Origin of the sequence: Variovorax paradoxus (assembly GCF_030815975.1) — a bacterium.
Lineage (GTDB): Bacteria > Pseudomonadota > Gammaproteobacteria > Burkholderiales > Burkholderiaceae_C > Variovorax > Variovorax paradoxus_N.
Window position 1 is genome coordinate 2,192,962 of record NZ_JAUSXL010000002.1, and the last position, 18,856, is coordinate 2,211,817.

Annotated in this window: 18 protein-coding genes; 11 read left to right on the plus strand and 7 right to left on the minus strand. The window is 68.1% G+C overall.

Features of this window, described 5'->3' with window-relative positions; genetic code table 11:
• Positions 1-3: 3 nt before the first annotated feature.
• From QFZ47_RS14090 to QFZ47_RS14110, 5 genes are all read left to right on the plus strand, one after another.
• Positions 4-1,005, plus strand: coding sequence for a formamidase (locus tag QFZ47_RS14090; protein WP_307656221.1), 1,002 nt, complete (start codon positions 4-6; stop codon positions 1,003-1,005).
• Entirely contained in the window at positions 1,002-1,703 is a 702-nt protein-coding gene (gene biuH, locus QFZ47_RS14095; RefSeq protein WP_307656222.1) for a biuret amidohydrolase, read from the plus strand. The genes QFZ47_RS14090 and biuH overlap by 4 nt, the downstream gene beginning before the upstream one ends.
• A 312-nt stretch (positions 1,704-2,015) precedes the next feature.
• Positions 2,016-3,623 carry an ABC transporter ATP-binding protein gene (locus QFZ47_RS14100; RefSeq protein WP_307656223.1) on the plus strand — a complete coding sequence of 536 codons (1,608 nt, stop codon included), beginning with the start codon at positions 2,016-2,018 and terminating at the stop codon, positions 3,621-3,623.
• 331 nt (positions 3,624-3,954) lie between these two features.
• The gene (locus QFZ47_RS14105; RefSeq protein ID WP_307656224.1) at positions 3,955-4,626 is read left to right on the plus strand and encodes a cysteine hydrolase family protein; all 672 of its coding nucleotides are present in this window, start codon (positions 3,955-3,957) and stop codon (positions 4,624-4,626) included.
• Complete coding sequence (locus QFZ47_RS14110) at positions 4,623-5,393, plus strand: GntR family transcriptional regulator (protein WP_307656225.1); 771 nt, start codon at positions 4,623-4,625, stop codon at positions 5,391-5,393. The genes QFZ47_RS14105 and QFZ47_RS14110 overlap by 4 nt, the downstream gene beginning before the upstream one ends.
• A gap of 13 nt (positions 5,394-5,406) precedes the next feature.
• Here the strand turns inward: QFZ47_RS14110 and QFZ47_RS14115 are convergent, their stop codons facing one another.
• Positions 5,407-6,210: an exodeoxyribonuclease III gene (locus QFZ47_RS14115; protein ID WP_307656226.1), complete on the minus strand. Its 804-nt coding sequence runs from the start codon at positions 6,208-6,210 to the stop codon at positions 5,407-5,409.
• A 13-nt stretch (positions 6,211-6,223) separates the two neighbouring features.
• Here QFZ47_RS14115 and pyrE point away from each other — a divergent pair, with 13 nt between their 5' ends.
• Together pyrE and QFZ47_RS14125 are read left to right on the plus strand one after the other, a co-directional pair.
• Positions 6,224-6,907: an orotate phosphoribosyltransferase gene (gene pyrE / locus QFZ47_RS14120; RefSeq protein WP_307656227.1), complete on the plus strand. Its 684-nt coding sequence runs from the start codon at positions 6,224-6,226 to the stop codon at positions 6,905-6,907.
• 9 nt (positions 6,908-6,916) lie between these two features.
• Entirely contained in the window at positions 6,917-7,627 is a 711-nt protein-coding gene (locus QFZ47_RS14125) for a DUF4124 domain-containing protein (RefSeq protein ID WP_307656228.1), read from the plus strand.
• Between the two features lie 64 nt (positions 7,628-7,691).
• Here the strand turns inward: QFZ47_RS14125 and gatB are convergent, their stop codons facing one another.
• From gatB to gatC, 3 genes are read right to left on the minus strand one after another with little or no spacing between them, the layout of a single operon-like run.
• On the minus strand, positions 7,692-9,182 hold the full coding sequence (gatB, locus tag QFZ47_RS14130) for an Asp-tRNA(Asn)/Glu-tRNA(Gln) amidotransferase subunit GatB (RefSeq protein ID WP_307656229.1): 1,491 nt from the start codon (positions 9,180-9,182) through the stop codon (positions 7,692-7,694).
• Position 9,183: 1 nt separating this feature from the next.
• A complete protein-coding gene (gatA, locus tag QFZ47_RS14135) occupies positions 9,184-10,674 on the minus strand; it encodes an Asp-tRNA(Asn)/Glu-tRNA(Gln) amidotransferase subunit GatA (RefSeq protein ID WP_307658939.1) in 1,491 nt (496 codons plus the stop codon).
• Positions 10,674-10,973 (minus strand): Asp-tRNA(Asn)/Glu-tRNA(Gln) amidotransferase subunit GatC, encoded by a 300-nt coding sequence (gatC, locus tag QFZ47_RS14140; RefSeq protein ID WP_307656230.1) that lies wholly within the window; start codon positions 10,971-10,973, stop codon positions 10,674-10,676. The genes gatA and gatC overlap by 1 nt, the downstream gene beginning before the upstream one ends.
• A gap of 214 nt (positions 10,974-11,187) precedes the next feature.
• Here gatC and QFZ47_RS14145 point away from each other — a divergent pair, with 214 nt between their 5' ends.
• The 4 genes from QFZ47_RS14145 to mrdA all read left to right on the plus strand — a co-directional run bounded on the left by QFZ47_RS14145 (position 11,188) and on the right by mrdA (position 15,853).
• Positions 11,188-12,231 carry a rod shape-determining protein gene (locus QFZ47_RS14145; protein WP_007833435.1) on the plus strand — a complete coding sequence of 348 codons (1,044 nt, stop codon included), beginning with the start codon at positions 11,188-11,190 and terminating at the stop codon, positions 12,229-12,231.
• Positions 12,232-12,316: 85 nt separating this feature from the next.
• Positions 12,317-13,297: a rod shape-determining protein MreC gene (gene mreC, locus QFZ47_RS14150; protein WP_307656231.1), complete on the plus strand. Its 981-nt coding sequence runs from the start codon at positions 12,317-12,319 to the stop codon at positions 13,295-13,297.
• Positions 13,294-13,815, plus strand: coding sequence for a rod shape-determining protein MreD (gene mreD, locus QFZ47_RS14155; RefSeq protein ID WP_307656232.1), 522 nt, complete (start codon positions 13,294-13,296; stop codon positions 13,813-13,815). The genes mreC and mreD overlap by 4 nt, the downstream gene beginning before the upstream one ends.
• Before the next feature lie 70 nt (positions 13,816-13,885).
• A complete protein-coding gene (mrdA, locus tag QFZ47_RS14160; RefSeq protein WP_307656233.1) occupies positions 13,886-15,853 on the plus strand; it encodes a penicillin-binding protein 2 in 1,968 nt (655 codons plus the stop codon).
• 127 nt (positions 15,854-15,980) lie between these two features.
• Here mrdA and fahA read toward each other — a convergent pair whose 3' ends face one another.
• From fahA to QFZ47_RS14175, 3 genes are read right to left on the minus strand one after another with little or no spacing between them, the layout of a single operon-like run.
• Positions 15,981-17,258 carry a fumarylacetoacetase gene (fahA, locus tag QFZ47_RS14165; RefSeq protein WP_307656234.1) on the minus strand — a complete coding sequence of 426 codons (1,278 nt, stop codon included), beginning with the start codon at positions 17,256-17,258 and terminating at the stop codon, positions 15,981-15,983.
• Between the two features lie 28 nt (positions 17,259-17,286).
• On the minus strand, positions 17,287-18,612 hold the full coding sequence (gene hmgA / locus QFZ47_RS14170) for a homogentisate 1,2-dioxygenase (protein ID WP_307656235.1): 1,326 nt from the start codon (positions 18,610-18,612) through the stop codon (positions 17,287-17,289).
• A gap of 43 nt (positions 18,613-18,655) precedes the next feature.
• The gene (locus QFZ47_RS14175; protein WP_307656236.1) at positions 18,656-18,850 is read right to left on the minus strand and encodes a DUF2783 domain-containing protein; all 195 of its coding nucleotides are present in this window, start codon (positions 18,848-18,850) and stop codon (positions 18,656-18,658) included.
• Positions 18,851-18,856: the final 6 nt, after the last annotated feature.

Genomic DNA, 18,856 nt, shown 5'->3' on the forward strand with positions numbered 1-18,856 from the left:
CCCATGAGCGGTCTCGGAGGCCTCAACAAATCGGCCCACGGCGTCGTCGTCGGCCTGGTGCAGCTGCAGCTGCCGAGCGTGAAGACGCCGGCCGACCTGGCCGCGCAGACGCAGCGCATCTGCGAGATGGTGGGCAAGGCACGCCGCAACCAGTCGACCATGGATCTCGTGGTGTTTCCCGAGTACGCGCTGCACGGCCTCTCGATGGACATGAACCCCGAAATCATGTGCACGCTCGACGGGCCCGAGGTGGCCGCCTTCAAGAGCGCCTGCATCGCGCACCGCATCTGGGGCTGCTTCTCGATCATGGAAGCCAACCCCGACGGCAATCCGTACAACAGCGGGCTCATCATCGACGACCAGGGCGCCATCAGGCTCTACTACCGCAAGCTGCATCCGTGGGTGCCGGTCGAGCCGTGGGAGCCCGGCAACCTCGGCATCCCGGTGTGCGACGGGCCGAACGGCAGCAGGCTCTCGCTCATCATCTGCCACGACGGCATGTTCCCCGAGATGGCGCGCGAGGCCGCCTACAAGGGCGCCGACATCATCCTGCGCACGGCGGGCTACACGGCGCCGATCCGCCATGCATGGAAGATCACCAACCAGGCCAACGCCTTCTGCAACCTGGCCTACACCGCGAGCGTGTGCCTCAGCGGCAGCGACGGCAGCTTCGACTCGATGGGCGAGGGCATGTTCTGCAATTTCGACGGCACGGTGCTGGCCGAGGGCGGCGGCCGCGCCGACGAGATCATCACCGCCGAGCTGCGGCCCGACCTCGTGCGCGAGGCGCGCACCGGCTGGGGCGTGGAGAACAACATCTACCAGCTCTACCACCGCGGCTACGTGGCGGTGAAGGGCGGCGCCCAGGACTGCCCCTACACCTACATGCACGACATGGCCGCCGGCATCTACAGCCTGCCCTGGAGCGCCGAGGTGAAGGTGACCGACGGCACCTCCTGCGGCTTTGCAGCGCCGGAGCGCACCTACGAAGGAAACAAGCGATGAACGACACGACACCTTCCCGCCACGTGGCCGCCGAGCCCTATGCCTGGCCCTACAACGGCGACCTGCGGCCCGGCAATACCGCGTTCATCGTGATCGACATGCAGACCGACTTCTGCGGCAAGGGCGGCTACGTCGACGTGATGGGCTACGACCTCTCGCTGGTGCAGGCGCCGATCCAGCCGATCGCGCGCACGCTCGCGGCGCTGCGGCCGCTGGGCTTTCACATCATCCACACGCGCGAAGGCCACCGGCCGGACCTGGCCGACCTGCCCGCCAACAAGCGCTGGCGCTCGCGCCAGATCGGCGCCAACGGCGTGGGCATCGGCGACGACGGGCCGTGCGGGCGCATCCTGGTGCGCGGCGAGCCGGGCTGGGAGATCATTCCCGAACTCGCGCCGCTGCCCGGCGAGGTGGTGATCGACAAGCCCGGCAAGGGCTCGTTCTATGCCACCGACCTGGAGCTGATCCTGCGCACGCGCGGCATCGAGAATCTGGTGCTCGCGGGCATCACCACCGACGTGTGCGTGCACACCACGATGCGCGACGCGAATGACCGCGGCTTCGAATGCCTGCTGCTGTCGGACTGCACGGCCGCCACCGACCACGGCAACCATCTGGCGGCTCTCAAGATGATCACGATGCAGGGCGGCGTGTTCGGCGCGCATGCAATGTCGCAGGCCTTGCTGGCGGCCCTATGAGAACGCCACGGGTCGCGCCATGTGCATGGAGCAGCTGAATGAATTCCTGCTTTTTTTGTTTGTCCCGTTGTGAGTCATTCAGGGCGCGCTCCCGCCGACGGGAGCGTTATTCGGAGCGGTCGTTGATCGAGCGACACAACGGCAGCGCCCATCGTGCACAGGGCATCGGGTGCTCCCCGCAGCGAAATCAAGGAGGAGGCCGCAGGCCGGGGGACATTCGCGGAGGGGAGTACCCGGTGGCCTGTGCACGCGCCCTGAACAACAGCAACAGCGCCCCGGACAAGAGCAGCCGAACGCGCGGTGAAAACTGATATGACCACCGCATTGCCTCACGCCATTGGCGCGCTCCCCGCAGGCAGCGGCGCGCTCGCGCTCGACACCTATGAGTTGACCAAGCGCTTCGGCGCCTTCACCGCGATGGACCGCGTGACGATGCGCGTCGAGCCCGGCACGGTGCATGCGTTGCTGGGCGAGAACGGCGCGGGCAAGAGCACGCTGGTGAAATGCGTGGCCGGTTTCCAGCGTGCGGAAGAGGGCAGCATCCTGATCGACGGGCGCGAGCAGGACATTGCCAACCCGATCGTGGCGCGTGCGCTGGGCATCGGCATGGTTTACCAGCATTTCACGCTGGCACCGGGCATGACGGTGGCCGAGAACCTGCTGCTCGCGGGCGGCAAGACGCCCGCGCTGATCGACTGGAAGGGCAAGCGCGCGGAGCTCAAGGATTTTCTTGCGACCACGCCCTTCAGCCTCGATCTCGACGTGCGGCCATCCGAACTGGCGGCGGGCGAGAAACAGAAGCTCGAACTGCTCAAGCAGCTCTACCTGAAGCCGCGCCTGCTGATTCTCGACGAACCGACCTCGGTGCTCACGCCGCAGGAGGCCGACGAGGTGCTGGGTCATGTGCGCGAGTTCGCGCGAAGCGGCATGTGCACCGTGCTCATCATCACGCACAAGTTTCGCGAGGTGATGGCCTATGCCGACAGCGTGACGGTGCTGCGCCGCGGCAAGGCGGTGCACCACTGCCGCGTGGCGGACACGAGCCCGGCGCAGCTGGCGCAGGCCATGATGGGCGGCGAGGGCGTTTCAGCGTCTGCGCCGGCTTCCTCGCCCATCGCCAGAGCACCGGTGCCCGATGCGGCACCCGTCGCCTTGCGGGTCGAAGGCCTCGAGGCGCAGGGGGACCGCGGCACGCTGGCGCTGCACGGGCTGGGCCTGTCGGTGCGCGCCGGCGAGATCCTCGGCGTGGCGGGCGTTTCGGGCAACGGGCAGCGCGAACTGGTCGAGGCCCTGGTCGGGCAGCGTCCGCGGCTGGCCGGCAAGGTGAGCGTGATGGGCCGGCCCTACAGCGCGCGCCGCGCAGAGAACCGCAGCCTCAAGGTCCGCAGCCTGCCCGAGGAGCCGCTGCGCAATGCCTGCGTGGGCGACCTCAGCGTGGCGGAGAACATGGCGCTGCGCGATTTCGACCGGCCGCCGCTGTCGCGCGGCGGCGTGCTGAACTTTCCGTTCTGGCGCCAGCGGGCGCGCGAATGGATTGCCGAATACGGCGTGAAGACGCAGGGCGAGGGCGCGCCGATCCGCAGCCTCTCGGGCGGCAATGTGCAGCGTGCGGTGCTGGCGCGAGAGCTGGCCGGCGACATCAACGTGCTGATCGCGGCGAACCCCGTGTTCGGCCTGGACTTCGCGGCCGTGGCCGAGATCCACGAGCGCATCGTGCAGGTGCGCGAGAAGGGCGGGGCGGTGCTGCTGATCAGCGAGGACCTCGACGAGCTGCTGGAGCTTGCGGACCGCATCGTCGTGATGAGCGAAGGGCGGATCGTGTTCGAGACGTCGGCTGCGGGGGCCGAAAGGCATGTGATCGGGGCGCACATGGGTGGGGGACACCATGGCGAGCCGCCGCCGCTGAAGGCCTCGGCATGAGTGCCCTGCCGGCTGTTGCTGGGCTGCCCGGTGCGCGGTGCGGCGCGGTCGCCCCCACTGTGCCGGCCGCTGCGCGGCTCCCCTGCGGTGCTCGCGTTTCGCGGGGTCTCGCAGAACTCGCTTCGCTCAAACAGCTGCGAGCCCTGATCCGCGAAACGCTGCGCTCCTCGGCGGCACAGAGGGGGCGCCCACACCGCACCGCACACCGGGCTTCGAGGTGGAGTGTTCGCAGTCGATGCGTCCGCGGCGATGGGCGGTGTGTTCCCGGTCGGCCGGCCGGGGACACACCGCTCATCGCCGCACCCCCGCCCTGAACAACAGCGAGACAAGAATGCGAATAGAGGCCGCCCCCTTCCCCTACGAATTCGAGGTCAGGAACACAGCACTGGTCCTCATCGACATGCAGCGCGACTTCATCGAGCCCGGCGGCTTCGGCGAAACGCTGGGCAACGATGTGTCCTTGCTCGAAGCCATCGTGCCCGCAACCCGGGCAGCCCTGGAGGCGTGGCGACGGGCCGGCGGCCTCGTGGTCCACACCCGGGAAGCGCACAAGGCGGACCTCTCCGACTGCCCGCCCGCCAAACGCAACCGCGGCAACCCGAGCCTGCGCATTGGCGACGAAGGACCGATGGGCCGCATCCTCGTCGCAGGCGAACCGGGCAGCCAGATCATCGATGCGCTGGCGCCCGTGGAAGGCGAAATCGTCATCGACAAGCCCGGCAAGGGCGCGTTCTATGCCACCGGGCTGCACGAACTGCTGCAGCAGCGCGGCATCACGCACCTGCTGTTCGGCGGCGTCACCACCGAGGTCTGCGTGCAGACCAGCATGCGCGAGGCCAACGACCGGGGCTACGACAGCCTGCTGCTCGAAGACTGCACCGAGAGCTACTTCCCGGCCTTCAAGGCGGCCACGCTCGACATGGTCCGCGCACAGGGCGCGATCGTCGGCTGGACCGCGCCGAGCGCCGCGCTGCTGGCGGTGCTTCGCCAACAGGGGCAATGACAGCGACTAACATTCCGCACGTGTCTACCGTTCGCTCCCGCTCCGCTTCGCCCGCGCCCACGCCCGCTTCCGACAAGGCCGTTTTCCGCACGCGCGCCGACGAGGTCTACGCGCAGCTCAAGCGCGACGTGGCCGATTTCATCCTCGTGCCCGGCGACCGCTTCACCGAAAACGAGATCAGCGAACGGCTCGGCGTTTCGCGCACGCCCGTGCGGCAGGCGCTGTTCCGCCTTCAGCAGGAGGGCTTCGTCGAGGTGCTGTTCCGCAGCGGCTGGCGCGTGCTGCCGTTCGACTTCGACCAGTTCGAGCAGCTTTATGACCTGCGCATGGTGCTCGAGACCACTGCCGTGCACCGCCTCTGCGAGGCCGGCCGCCGCGTCGACCGCAGCCTGCTCGACACGCTGGCCGACATCTGGCTCGTGCCCGCGGCGCAGCGCAGCAGCGACACCGCGCAGGTGGCGCAGTGGGACGAGGCCTTTCACTGCGCGCTCGTGGCGGCCGCGGGCAACGCCGAGATGGCGCGCGTGCACAGCGACGTGACCGAGCGCATCCGCATCATCCGCCGGCTCGACTTCACGCAGCAGCCGCGCATCGACGCCACCTACGAGGAGCACGGCAAGATTCTCAAGGCCGTGCGCGCCAACCGCGGCGACCAGGCCGCGATGCTGCTGCGCGCGCACATCGAGACCAGCCAGGCCGAGGTGCGCAAGATCACGCTGCACCAGGTGCACCTGGCGCGGCATGCGGGCAAGGCCGCGCCGCGCTGAGCGGCGGCTTTGGCTACAGCGTGAAGTCGTAATCCACCGTGATCGGCGCGTGATCGCTGAACTTCACGGTTTTGTAGATCTGCTCGCTGCGCGCGAGCGCACCCAGGGCCGGTGTGGCCAGGTGGTAGTCGAGCCGCCATCCCACGTTGTTGGCATAGGCCTGGCCGCGGTTGCTCCACCAGGTGTAGGCCTCGGCCGTGGTGTCGGGCTTGAGCATGCGGTAGACGTCCGCCAGGCCCGCACCGTCGGTGCCGGCGTCGAGCAGCCGGGTCATCCAGGCGCGCTCCTCGGGCAGGAAGCCGCTGTTCTTCTGGTTGCCGCGCCAGTTCTTGAGGTCGATTTCCTTGTGGGCGATGTTGATGTCGCCACAGAGGATGAATTCGCGCTCCTTCTTGAGCGCGATGAGGTGCGGGAAAAATCCCTTCAGGAAACGGAACTTGGCTTGCTGCCGCTCCTCGCCCGAACTGCCGCTCGGGAAGTAGCAGCTGATGATCGAGAGCTTGCGTTCAGGCGTGTCGAAGCGCAGTTCGAGATACCGGCCCTCGGCGTCGAATTCGGCGTCGCCCCAGCCCACGACCACGGCGCTTGGCGCGTGCTTCGTGTAGATCGCGGTGCCGGCGTAGCCTTTTTTCTCGGCGAAATGGAAATGGCCCTTAAGGCCGGCCATTTCCTCGAACCGGCCTTCGATGTCGCTCGCCTGCACCCGGATTTCCTGCATGCAAATACAATCCGGCGCAAGTTCGGCCACCCAGTCCGCCACCCCCTTCGTGGCGGCCGAACGCAGGCCATTGAGATTGAGGCTGGTCAGTTTGAACACAAGGAATTTCCCGATGGCTGTAGATGGTGAGAAAAGCAGCGCGGTGGCGCAGGACTTTGTCCAGTTCGCGCTCGACGCCGGCGTGCTGCGCTTCGGCGAGTTCAAGACCAAGGCTGGCCGCCTGAGCCCCTACTTCTTCAATTCGGGCCTGTTCGACGACGGCGCCAAGATCGCGCGGCTCGCCGGATTCTATGCAGACCGGCTGATCGAGAGCGGCGTCGAGTTCGACATGATCTTCGGCCCCGCCTACAAGGGCATTCCGCTGGGTGCCACGGTGGCGGCCGAACTGGCCCGGCGCGGCCGCAACTATCCCTTTGCCTACAACCGCAAGGAAGCCAAGGCGCACGGCGAAGGCGGCAACCTGGTGGGTGCGCCGCTCGAGGGGCGCGTGCTGATCGTCGACGACGTGATGTCGGCCGGCACTGCGGTGCGCGAATCCATTGCCGCCATCGAAGCCGCGGGCGCCACACCGCACGCCGTGGCCATTGCGCTCGACCGGCAGGAAAAAGCCACCGAAAACGGCGTCGATGTGGCCCACAGCGCGGTGCAGTACGTGCGCAACAACCTGGGCCTGGAGGTGGTGGCCATTGCCACGCTCGACGACCTGCTGAACTATCTCTCGGGCCATGCCGCCGCAGACCTGGGGGCGCACCATGAGCGGGTGCTCGCCTACCGCGCGCGCTACGGCGCCAGCTGAGGCCACTCCATGCCCCATCCCACATCCATGCGCCACAAGCCCGGCCAGGCGGCTCGATCGTTCGCAGCCCCGCGGGTGCTGCCGCTGCTGCTGCTGATGGCGCTGTGGACCGGCGCGGTGCCGGCGCAACCCGCACCGGCGCCGGCCGCCGGCATTTATTCGTGCACCGATGCGCGCGGCCGCACGTTCACGGCCGACCGCCCGATTGCCGAATGCAGCGACCGCGAACAGCGCGAGCTGAGCCCGAGCGGCACCACGCGCCGCAGGATCGAGCCCACGTACACGGCCCGCGAACTGGCCGAGCGCGAAGACCGCGCCCGCGAGGCCGCATTGCAGGCCGCGCGGCTGACCGACGAGCGCCGCCGCGAGCGGGCGTTGCTGGTGCGCTATCCCAATGCCACGGTGCATGACCGCGAGCGCGCCGAGGCGCTGGTGCAGATCGACGCGGTGATCCAGGCCGCGAAGAAGCGCCTGGCCGAACTCGCCGAAGACCGCCAGAAGATCGATGAGGAGCTCGAGTTCTACAAGCACGACACGAGCAAGGCGCCCGGCGCCGTGCGCCGCAAGCTCGAGGACAACGCGCAGAGCGTGGCGGTGCAGAACCGCTTCATCGGCGAGCAGGAAGATGAGAAGAAGCGCGTCAACGCGCGCTTCGACGAGGAGCGCGGGCGCCTGAAGCAGATCTGGTCCCCCGAGAACGGCGGCGTCGTCAAGCGCTGAACGGCCCTTTCGGGAACACCGCGGAACCGGCTTAGCCGGGCCGCTGGTGTTGCCCGCCCGGAGGTCAGCCCAGTTTTGCCTTGAGCAGTTCGGTGACCTGCGCGGGGTTCGCCTTGCCGCCGCTGGCCTTCATCACCTGGCCCACGAGGCCGTTGAGGGCCTTTTCCTTGCCGCCGCGGTATTCCTCGACGTTCTTCGCGTTCTTCGCGATCACCTCGTCCAGGATCTTGTCGAGCGCGCCGGTGTCGTTCATCGGCTTCAGGTCCTTGGCTTCGATGATCGCGTCGACATCGCTGCCTTCGCCGGTCCAGAGCGCGTCGAACACCTGGCGCGCGGCGTTGTGAGGCAGCGTGCCGTCGGCAATGCGCCCGACCAGCTGCGCCAGCTGCTGCGCCGCGACCGGCGCGGCGTCGATGCCGATTTCCTGCGCGTTGAGGCGGCGCGCCATTTCGCCGGTGATCCAGTTGCTCGCGAGCTTGGGCGTGGCGCCGGCCTTCACCGCATCGTCGAAATAGCGCGCGAGCGCCGGGCTCTGCGTGAGCTGCGCCGCATCGTATTCGGACATGCCGTGGTCGCGCACATAGCGCTCGGCCATGGCGCGCGGCAGCTCGGGCATGGCGGCGCGCACGCGCTCGATCCACTCGGGCTCAATGGCGAGCGGCGGCAGGTCGGGGTCGGGGAAGTAGCGGTAGTCGGCCGCGTCTTCCTTGGTGCGCATGGTGCGCGTCTCGCCGGTGTCGGGGTCGAACAGCACGGTGGCCTGTTCGATCTTGCGGCCGTCTTCCAGCTCGTTGATCTGCGAGTTGATCTCGTAGTCGATGGCCTGCTGCATGAACTTGAAGCTGTTCAGGTTCTTGATCTCGCGCCGCGTGCCGAGCTTTTCGCCGGGCTTGCGCACCGACACGTTGGCATCGCAGCGAAAGCTCCCTTCCTGCATGTTGCCGTCGCAGATGCCGATCCAGGTGACGATCTTGTGCAGCTCGCGCGCATAGGCCACGGCCTCGGCGGTGGAGCGCATGTCGGGCTCGGTCACGATCTCCAAGAGCGGCGTGCCGGCGCGGTTCAGGTCGATGCCGCTCTGGCCGACGAAGTTCTCGTGCAGCGACTTGCCAGCGTCTTCCTCGAGGTGGGCGCGCACCAGGCGCACGGTCTTCTTTTCTTCGCCGAGGAAGAACGAGACCGCGCCGCCCTGCACGACCGGGATCTCGTACTGGCTGATCTGGTAGCCCTTGGGCAGGTCGGGATAGAAATAGTTCTTGCGCGCGAACACGCTGCGCGGCGCAATGTGCGAGCCGAGCGCAAGGCCCAGCTTGATGGCGCGTTCGACGGCGCCCTTGTTCATCACGGGCAGCGTGCCGGGCAGCGCGAGGTCGACCGCGCAGGCCTGGGTGTTGGGCTCGGCGCCGAAGGCGGTGGAGGCGCGGCTGAAGATCTTGCTCGCGGTCGAGAGTTGCGCGTGCGTCTCGAAGCCGATGATGACTTCATAGCCGCGCACCAGCGGGCCGGTCGGGCGGCCCTGTTGCTGTGCTTCGAAAGTGTTCACGGGTTCGCTCATTTCAGAAGCCCTCCGGCGTGCGCGTGTGCCAGTCGGTGGCTTGCTGGAAGCGATGGGCTGCGTTCAGCAGCTTTGCTTCACCGAAATAATTGGCGATCAACTGCAGGCCCACGGGCATGCCGGCGTCGAAGCCCGCGGGCACGCTCATGCCCGGCAGGCCGGCCAGCGAGGCCGGCAGCGTGAAGATGTCGGCCAGGTAGTCGGCCACCGGGTCGCCGCCGTGCTCGCCGATCTTCCAGGCGGTGGTGGGCGCGGCGGGGCCGGCGATCACATCGCACTGCCTGAAGGCCTGCTGGAAGTCGTCGGCGATCATGCGGCGCACCTTCTGTGCCTGCAGGTAGTAGGCGTCGTAGTAGCCGTGCGAGAGCACATAGGTGCCGATCATGATGCGGCGCTTGACCTCGTCGCCGAAGCCCTCGGCGCGCGTGCGCTCGTACATGTCGGCCAGGTCCTTGTACTGCTTCGCGCGGTGGCCGAACTTCACGCCGTCGAAGCGGCTCAGGTTGCTCGAGGCTTCGGCCGCGGCCAGGATGTAGTAGACCGGAATCGACAGTTCGGTGAGCGGCAGCGTGACTTCGACGCGCCGGGCGCCGAGCCTCTCGTATTGCGCAAGCGCCGCATCGATGGCTGCGCGCACGCCGGGCGCCACGCCTTCGCCGAAGAATTCTTTCGGCACGCCGATGCGCAGGCCCTCGAGCGAGTCGTCGAGCGAGCGGCCGAAGTTCTCGGCGGGCATGTCGATCGAGGTCGAGTCGCGGTCCAGGTCGGGGCCGCAGAAGGCCGACAGCAGCAGCGCGCAGTCTTCGGCCGAGCGGGCCATGGGGCCGGCCTGGTCGAGGCTCGATGCGAAGGCCACCATGCCGTAGCGCGAGGCGCGGCCATAGGTCGGCTTGATGCCGGTGATGCCGCAGAACGACGCCGGCTGGCGGATCGAGCCGCCGGTGTCGGTGCCGGTGGCCGCGGGCGCGAGGCGGGCCGCCACGGCCGCGGCGCTGGCGCCCGAGGAGCCGCCCGGAATGCGTTCGCGGTTCCACGGGTTCTGCACCGGCACGGCCTTGTCGTGGCCGACGGCGGGCACGGCGACGTTCTCGTTGGCCGAGCCCATCGCGAATTCGTCGCAGCTGAGCTTGCCGAGCGTGACCGCGCCGGCCTCGGCCAGGCGGCGCACCACGGTGGCGTCGAACGGCGAGCGGTAGCCCGCGAGCATCTTCGAGCCGGCGGTGGTGGCGAAATCGGTGGTGACGAAGATGTCCTTGTGCGCAATGGGCACGCCGGCGAGCGCGGGGGCGTTGCCCTTGGCGATCAGTGCGTCGGCGGCGCGGGCCTGGCCCAGCGTCACTTCCTCGTTTACGTCGACGAAGGTGCCGAGCGATTCATGGGCCTTCATGCGGCCGAGAAAGGCCTGGGAGGCCTCGACGGCCGAAACCTTGCGCTCGGCCAGGGCACGGGCGAGAGCGGCCACGCCCATCTGGTGCAATTCACCGCTGCTCATCATTCGATCACTTTCGGCACGAGAAACAGGCCGGCTTCGACGGCCGGGGCGCTCTTCTGGTTGGCTTCGCGGTTGTCGGGTTCGCTTGCCACATCGTCGCGCAGGCGCAGCGTGATGTCTTCGACGGCCGCCACCGGATGGGCCAGCGGCTCCACCCCGGCGGTGTCGGCCGAACGCATGCGTTCGACCAGGTCAAAAAAGCCGTTGATCTGGCTGAGCATGCGCTCGCTTTCGTCGGAAGCAAGCTGCAGCCGTGCCAAAGAGGCAATGCGTGCAATATCGGAAGCGGAAAGTGACATGGGTCGGACCGGCCGAAAAACCGGAAGTAATCGCACGCCGGAGAGGGTGCTAACACAGGAATCAGAGGGGATTCGGGTATTATCCCGCCTTTGCCGCAACCCCCGCGAACGCGCCGGCTTTTGCGCCAAAAACGATCAACTCACCCCGTCGAACGACCCAAAAAATAGAGCGACGACCTGCCGATGCGCAGGCGTGCTCCAGAGGATTCCGCACATGTTTGGAGCTTTCCGTCGGTATTTTTCCACCGACCTTGCGATCGACCTCGGCACCGCCAACACACTGATATTCGCCCGCAACAAGGGCATCGTGCTGGACGAGCCCTCGGTTGTCGCCATCCGCCACGAGGGCGGCCCCCACGGCAAGAAGGTGATCCAGGCCGTGGGCCGGGAAGCCAAGGCCATGCTGGGCAAGGTGCCCGGCAACATCGAGGCCATCCGCCCGATGAAGGACGGCGTCATTGCCGACTTCGTGATCACCGAGCAGATGATCAAGCAGTTCATCAAGATGGTGCACCCGCGCACGCTGCTCACGCCGAGCCCGCGCATCATCATCTGCGTGCCCTGCGGCTCGACCCAGGTCGAGCGCCGAGCCATCAAGGACGCGGCCGAGGCGGCGGGCGCCACCTCCGTCTATCTCATCGAAGAACCCATGGCCGCGGCCATCGGCGCCGGCCTGCCGGTCAGCGAGGCCTCGGGCTCGATGGTGGTCGACATTGGCGGCGGCACCACCGAAGTGGGCGTCATCAGCCTGGGCGGCATGGTCTACAAGGGCTCCGTGCGGGTGGGCGGCGACCGCTTCGACGAAGCCATCATCAACTACATCCGCCGCAACTACGGCATGCTGATCGGCGAGCCGACGGCCGAAGTCATCAAGAAGAACATCGGCTCGGCCTTCCCGGGCTCCGAGGTCAAGGAGATGGAAGTCAAGGGCCGCAACCTCTCCGAAGGCGTGCCGCGCAGCTTCACCATCAGCAGCAACGAAGTGCTGGAAGCCCTGACCGATCCGCTCAACAACATCGTCTCGGCCGTGAAGAACGCGCTGGAACAGACGCCGCCCGAGCTGGGCGCCGACATCGCCGAGCGCGGCATGATGCTGACCGGCGGCGGCGCGCTGCTGCGCGACCTGGACCGCCTGCTGGCCGAGGAAACCGGCCTGCCGGTGCTGGTGGCCGAAGACCCGCTGACCTGCGTGGTGCGCGGCTGCGGCATCGCGCTGGAACGCATGGACCGTCTGGGCAGCATCTTCACGAGCGAGTAAAAGGCGAAAGCCATCATCGGCCGGCCTCTGCTCGCGCAGGCCGGCTTTTTTGCCATCTGACGTTGCACACAGCCAGGCCTGAACCATGCCCTTGGGCACGCTCGATCGCACAGCCCCGCCCCTGTTCAACCAGGGGCAGTCGGCGCTCAGCAAGCTGATCTTCTTCGGCGCGCTCGCACTGTTCCTGATGGTGGCCGACGCGCGCTTCCATCTCGTGCAGCCGCTGCGCGCGGCCGTCGGCGCGGTGCTCTACCCGGTGCAATGGCTGGCGCTCAAGCCGGTGCAGATGGTGGTTGGCGGCAGCCGCTATTTCGAAGACCTGCAGGCGGCCCAGCGCAACGAGGACGAGGCGCGCAAGGCGCTCATGCTGCAGGCCGAGCGCGCGAGCCAGGCCGACACGCTCGCGCAGGACAACGCGCGGCTGCGCGCGCTGCTCGAGCTGCGCCAGACCACCCAGGCCCCGGGCCGAGCGGCCGAGGTGCTGTACGACGCGGCCGACCCCTACACGCGCAAGATCGTCATCGACCAGGGGCTCACGCAGGGCGTGGCGCCCGGGTCGCCCGTGATCGACGCGCACGGCGTGCTCGGCCAGGTGACGCAGGTGCAGCCTTTCACGAGCGAGGTCACGCTGGTGATCGACCGCGATCTTTCCATTCCCGTGCAGAACACCCGCACCGGCGTGCGCAGCGTGGCCTTCGGCGACGCGTCGGCGCATGGCGGCGGCCTCGAACTGCGCTTCATGGCCGCCAATGCCGACCTGCAGGAGGGCGACCTGCTGTCCACCAGCGGCGTCGACGGCGTCTATCCGCCCGGCCTGCCGGTGGCGAAGATCGAGCGCATCGAGCGCCGCGCCGATTCGGCCTTTGCGCGCATCTACTGCGTGCCGCTGGCCCATGTGACGGCTGCGCGCTACGTGCTGGTGCTCGCACCCACGGGGGCGCCCTCGGCGCCGCCGCCCGCGGCGCCGGCCGCCGCCGTGCGCAAGAAGCCCGAGGCCAAGCCGGCCGCCAAGACGGACAAGGCCGCCGACAAGGCCGACAAGAAAGCCGCGGAGCGCGCCCGATGATCAAGCGTCCCGGACAACAGCAGCTCCTGCTGCCCGTGAGCCCGCTGTTCATGTGGGCGAGCCTGGTGGCGGCGCTGCTCATCAACATGATCCCGATCGGCCGCACCGCCTGGATGCCCGACCTGCTTGCGCTGGCCATCGTGTTCTGGGGCGTGCACCAGCCGATGCGCGTGGGCATCGGCGCGGCCTTCGTCTTCGGGCTGTGCATGGATGTGCACCAGGCCTCCATGCTGGGCCAGCATGCGCTGTCCTACACCACGCTGGGCTTCTTCGCGATCACCATCCACCGGCGCCTGCTGTGGTATCCGGTGGCCTCGCAGGCGCTGCAGGTGCTGCCGCTGTTCGCGCTGTCGCAGCTCATCGAGGTGGTCACGCGGATGGTCGGCGGCGGCGTGTTCCCGGGCTGGAGCGTGCTGATCTCGCCGGCCATCGAGGCCGCGCTGTGGCCGCTGGCCACCGCCTTGCTGCTCGCGCCCCAGCTGCGCACGCCGGACCCTGACGAGAACCGGCCGCTGTAGCCATGGCGCGCCCCGGCTCCTCGACCCCAGCAGTTGCCATGGCAATGGCCCGCGCCTAAGCTCGCACGCCATGACCGAAATCCGCAACGTCGCTGCCGATCTCGCGCGCTTCAAGCGCCGCGTGGTGGTGATCGGCCTCGTGGTGCTCTTCGCGTTCAGCCTGCTCGGCGCCCGCCTGTTCTACCTGCAGGTGGTGCGGCATGAAGACCTGGCCGAGCAAGCCGAGAGCAACCGCACGGCCATCGTGCCCGTGGTGCCCAACCGCGGCCTGATCCTCGACCGCAACGGCATCGTGCTGGCCTCGAACTATTCGGCCTACACGCTGGAGATCACGCCCTCGAAGGTGGGCGACGTCGAAGAGACCATCGAGAGCCTCACTCAGGTGCTCGAGGTCTCGCCGCGCGACCGCCGCCGCTTCAAGCGCTTGCGGGAAGATTCGCGCAGCTTCGATTCCATTCCCATCCGCACCCGCCTGAGCGATGAGGAAGTCGCGCGCTTCGCCGCGCAGCGCTACCGCTTCCCGGGCGTGGAGATCAAGGCCCGGCTGTTCCGCAACTACCCGCACGCCGAGCTGGCCTCGCACGTGCTCGGCTACATCGGCCGCATCAACCAGCGCGAGAAGACCGCGATGGAAGACTGGGCCGAGGAAGACCAGGCCAACTACAAGGGCACCGACTACATCGGCAAACTGGGCATCGAGCAGAGCTACGAGAAGACGCTGCATGGCCAGACCGGCGTCGAGCAGATGGAAACCTCGGCCGGCGGCCGCGCGGTGCGCCGGCTCGCCAGCCACCCGGCCACGCCCGGCAACACCGTGATGCTGTCGCTCGACATCAAGCTACAGAAGCTGGTGGAAGACATGTTCGGCGACCGCCGCGGCGCGCTGGTGGCCATCGATCCCAGGACCGGCGAAGTGCTGGCCTTCGTGAGCAAGCCCACCTTCGACCCCAACCTGTTCGTCGAAGGCATCGACACCGAGAGCTGGCAGGCGCTGACCGAATCGCTCGACAAGCCGCTCCTGAACCGCGCGCTGCGCGGCACCTATCCGCCCGGCTCCACCTACAAGCCCTTCATGGCGCTGGCGGCGCTGCAGACCGGCAAGCGCGGCCCGAACGTGGTGGTGAACGACCCCGGCTACTTCAACTTCGGCGGCCACCGCTTCGGCAGCCCCGAGGGCAACATCGGCGGCGTCGACATGCGCCGCTCGATCCAGCTGTCGAGCAACATCTACTACTACTCGCTGGCCAACGAAATGGGTGTGGACCTGATCCACGACTTCATGAAGCCGATGGGCTTCGGGCAGATCACCGGCATCGATCTGGGCGGCGAGGTGCGCGGCGTGCTGCCGAGCACCGAGTGGAAGCGCAACGCCTACAAGCGGCCCGAGCAGAAGAAGTGGTATGCGGGCGAGACCATTTCGCTGGGCATCGGGCAGGGCTACAACGCCTTCACCATGCTGCAGCTCGCGCAGGCCACGTCCATCGTGGCCGACGGCGGCCTGAAGCACAAGCCGCACCTCGTGCTGGCCACGCGCAACACGGTGAGCGGGCAGGTGGTGCCGCTGCCCAAGCTGCCGGCGGAGAACCTGGGCTACACCGCAGCCAATGTGGCGGTGGTTCGCGAGGGCCTGACCAGCGTGGTCACCAGCGGCACCGCGCGCGGCGTGTTCGCGGGCGCGCCCTACCAGGCGGCGGGCAAGACCGGCACCGCGCAGGCCGTGACGCAGGCGCAGAACACCAAGTACAACGCGCGCGCGCTCGAAGAACACCAGCGCGACCATGCGCTGTTCATGGCCTTCGCCCCGGTCAACGATCCGAAGATCGCCCTGGCGGTGGTCGTCGAGAACGCCGGCTGGGGCGCGGGCGCCGCGGCGCCCATTGCACGCCGCGTGTTCGACTACTGGCTCGCGGACCAGTATCCGAGCGAAGCCGACATGGCCGCCATCAAGGTCGGCAAGGCCACCGCGCCGATCGGCAAGCCGCGCGTGGCCAGCGAAGTGGCATGGCCGGCGCCGGCCGCAGCCGCGACCGCACCCTGAATCTTGCTCCCTCTCCCTCCGGGAGAGGGTGGGGGTGAGGGCGCTGTACCGCCGATGAGGCGCGGCACCCGTACGATGGCCGCTGCCCTCACCCTGGCCCTCTCCCGGAGGGAGAGGGAACAAAACCCTAAGCGGTAACTGTTCCGCTGACCTCGCCCAGGCCGATGCGCACCGCGCCCGCGCGCTCGCAGTAGCCGCGAATCACCAGCGTGTCGCCGTCCTCGAGGAAGGTGCGCTTTTCGCCATTGGGCAGCGTGATCGGCTGCTTGCCGCCCTGCGTGAGTTCGATCAGCGAGCCGGCCTCGTCGGGCCGGGGGCCCGAGAGCGTGCCCGAGCCCAGCAGGTCGCCGGGCTGCAGGTTGCAGCCGTTCACCGTGTGGTGCGCGACCAGTTGCGCGGCGGTCCAGTAGGCGGCCTCGGTGGTGTTGCCGCGCGTGAGGCGCGCTGGCGCCACGCCTTCGGCGCGCATCTTCGCGGTCTGCAGCAGCACCTCGAGCGTGATGTCGAGCGCGCCGCCTTCGCGGTTCGAAGGTGCGTCGAGGTACGCGAGCGGCTGCGGGTCTCCCGCGGGCCGTTCGAACCGGGCGCGGAACGGCGCCAGGGCTTCCATCGTCACGATCCACGGCGACAGCGTGCTTGCGAAATTCTTCGAGAGGAAGGGGCCGAGCGGCTGGTATTCCCAGGCCTGGATATCGCGCGCCGACCAGTCGTTGAGCAGCGTCACGCCGAACAGGTGCTCTTCGGCCTCGCCGATGGCAATCGGCTCGCCGAGCGCATTGCCGCGGCCGATGAAGAAGCCCAGCTCCAGCTCGTAGTCGAGCCGCTTCGACGGGCCGAAGCTGGGCTCCGCCGCATCGGGCGCCTTGGTCTGGCCCTGCGGCCGCTTGAAGACCTGCCCGCTCACGCCGATCGACGAGGCGCGGCCGTGATAGCCGATCGGCACCCACTTGTAGTTGGGCATCAGCGGCTGGTCGGGGCGGAACAGCTTGCCGATGGTGGTGGCGTGGTGGATGCCGGTGTAGAAGTCGGTGTAGTCGCCGATGCGGCAGGGCACGGTCATTTCAGCCTTGGCCTGCGGCAGCAGGGCCTTGCCGGACCACGCGGCCTGCTGGCCGCTGCCTTCGGCGAGGCCCGCGGAGATGGCCGCGCGCAGGGCCTGCCGCTCCTTCGCGCTCGCGCTCATCAGTGCATTCATGTCGTCGTTGTCGACCAGGCCGGCCGCCTTCAGGTCCAGCACCTGGTCGCCGATGGCCACGCCGATGCGGAAAGCATCGCTGCTGCTGCCCGCCGCGCGAAAGCGGCCGAAGGGCAGGTTCTGGATCGGGAAGTCGCAGCCGGCTTCGTTGGCCGAGGCGACCCAGCTGCGCAGCTTCGGGTCATGGGTGGCGTTGAGTGAGGGGGTCATGGATGTCTTTCTGTATTTGAGTCGGCGGTCAGGGCTTGAACTGGTCCTGGAGACCGGCCCAGCAATCCGCGTAGTCGGTGTCGAGCGCGGGGCTCTGGAGCGCGAAGTTCGTCGGAATGAAGCGGTAGCGGCTCTCGAACATGAAGGCCAGCGTGTTGTCGAGCTTGTGCGGCTTGAGGTCGGCGTGCGTGGCCTTGTCGAAGGCTTCCTCGTCGGGGCCGTGCGGCACCATGCAGTTGTGCAGGCTCGCGCCGCCGGGCTTGAAGCCGCCCGGCTTGGCGTCGTACTCGCCGAGTACCAGGCCCATGAATTCGCTCATGAGGTTGCGGTGGAACCATGGCGGGCGGAAGGTGTTTTCCATCACCATCCAGCGCGGCGGGAAGATCACGAAGTCGCAGTTCGCGGTGCCGGGCGTGTCGCTGGGCGAGGTCAGCACGGTGAAGATCGACGGATCGGGATGGTCGAAGCTGATGGAGCCGATCACCATGAAGTTGGCCGTGTCGTACTTCACCGGCGCCAGGTTGCCGTGCCAGGCGACCACGTTGAAGGGCGACTGCTTGGCGGGCGCCTTCCAGAAGCGGCCGCCGAATTTCTTGACGAGCTCGTAGGCGCCTTCTTCGGTCTCGAACGCCGCCACGGGCGCCTGGAAGTCGCGCGCGTTGGCCAGGCCGTTCGAGCCGATCGGGCCGAGTTCGGGCAGGCGGAAATGCGCGCCGTAGTTCTCGCAGACATAGCCGCGCGAGAGCCCATCGGGCAAGGCCACCTTGAAGGCCATGCCGCGCGGCAGCAGCGCGATTTCGCCGGGCTTCACGTCGAGCACGCCGAGCTCGGTGGTGATCACGAGGCGGCCCTTCTGCGGCACGATGAGCATTTCGCCGTCCGCGTTGACGAAGGCGCGGCGCTCCATCGAGCGGCCCGCAAGGTACATGAGCGAACCGATGCCGACCTGCGATTCGGCATCGCCGTTGGCCGCGATGGTGTGCATGCCGTCGATGAAGTCCACTTCGGCCGCGCCGCCGTCGAGCGGCAGCGGGTGCCAGCGCAGCGGCTCGGGCGGCAGCGCGATCTCGCGGTCGGCGCCGGTGGTCCAGTGCGCCTGCGCATAGGGCAGGTAGCGGCCCGGCACCACCGAGGGCTGCCGGCGGTACAGCCAGATGCGGCGGTTCTCGTGGCGCGGCGCGGTGAAGGCGGTGCCCGAGAGCAGCTCGGTGTAGAGGTCGAAGGGCGCGCGCTGCGGGTTGTTGCGGCCCTGCGGCAGGGCGCCCGCAACGGCTTCGGAGGCGTATTCGTTGCCGAAGCCGCTCAGGTAGTGCCGTTCGCGCACGGGCTCGGTATTGGCGCTCGGGTTTGTCATGGTGTTCTCTTTCGAAAATCGGGGCGATGAAGCTGGCCGGTGTTCAGCTGCTGCGCGCGGCCTCGAAGGCCTCGCGCAGCACGGCCAGCGAGCCGATGTGGTTGGCCAGCACCAGCACGAGGCGCGCATTGAAGGCGTGGCTCTCCTCGGTGGAAAGCCCCTGGTGCGCTTCGATCAGCGCTTCGTAGAAGTCGTCGGGCGCCTCGAGGTTGGGGGCGGTGATCAGTTGTTGCTGCATGGTGGT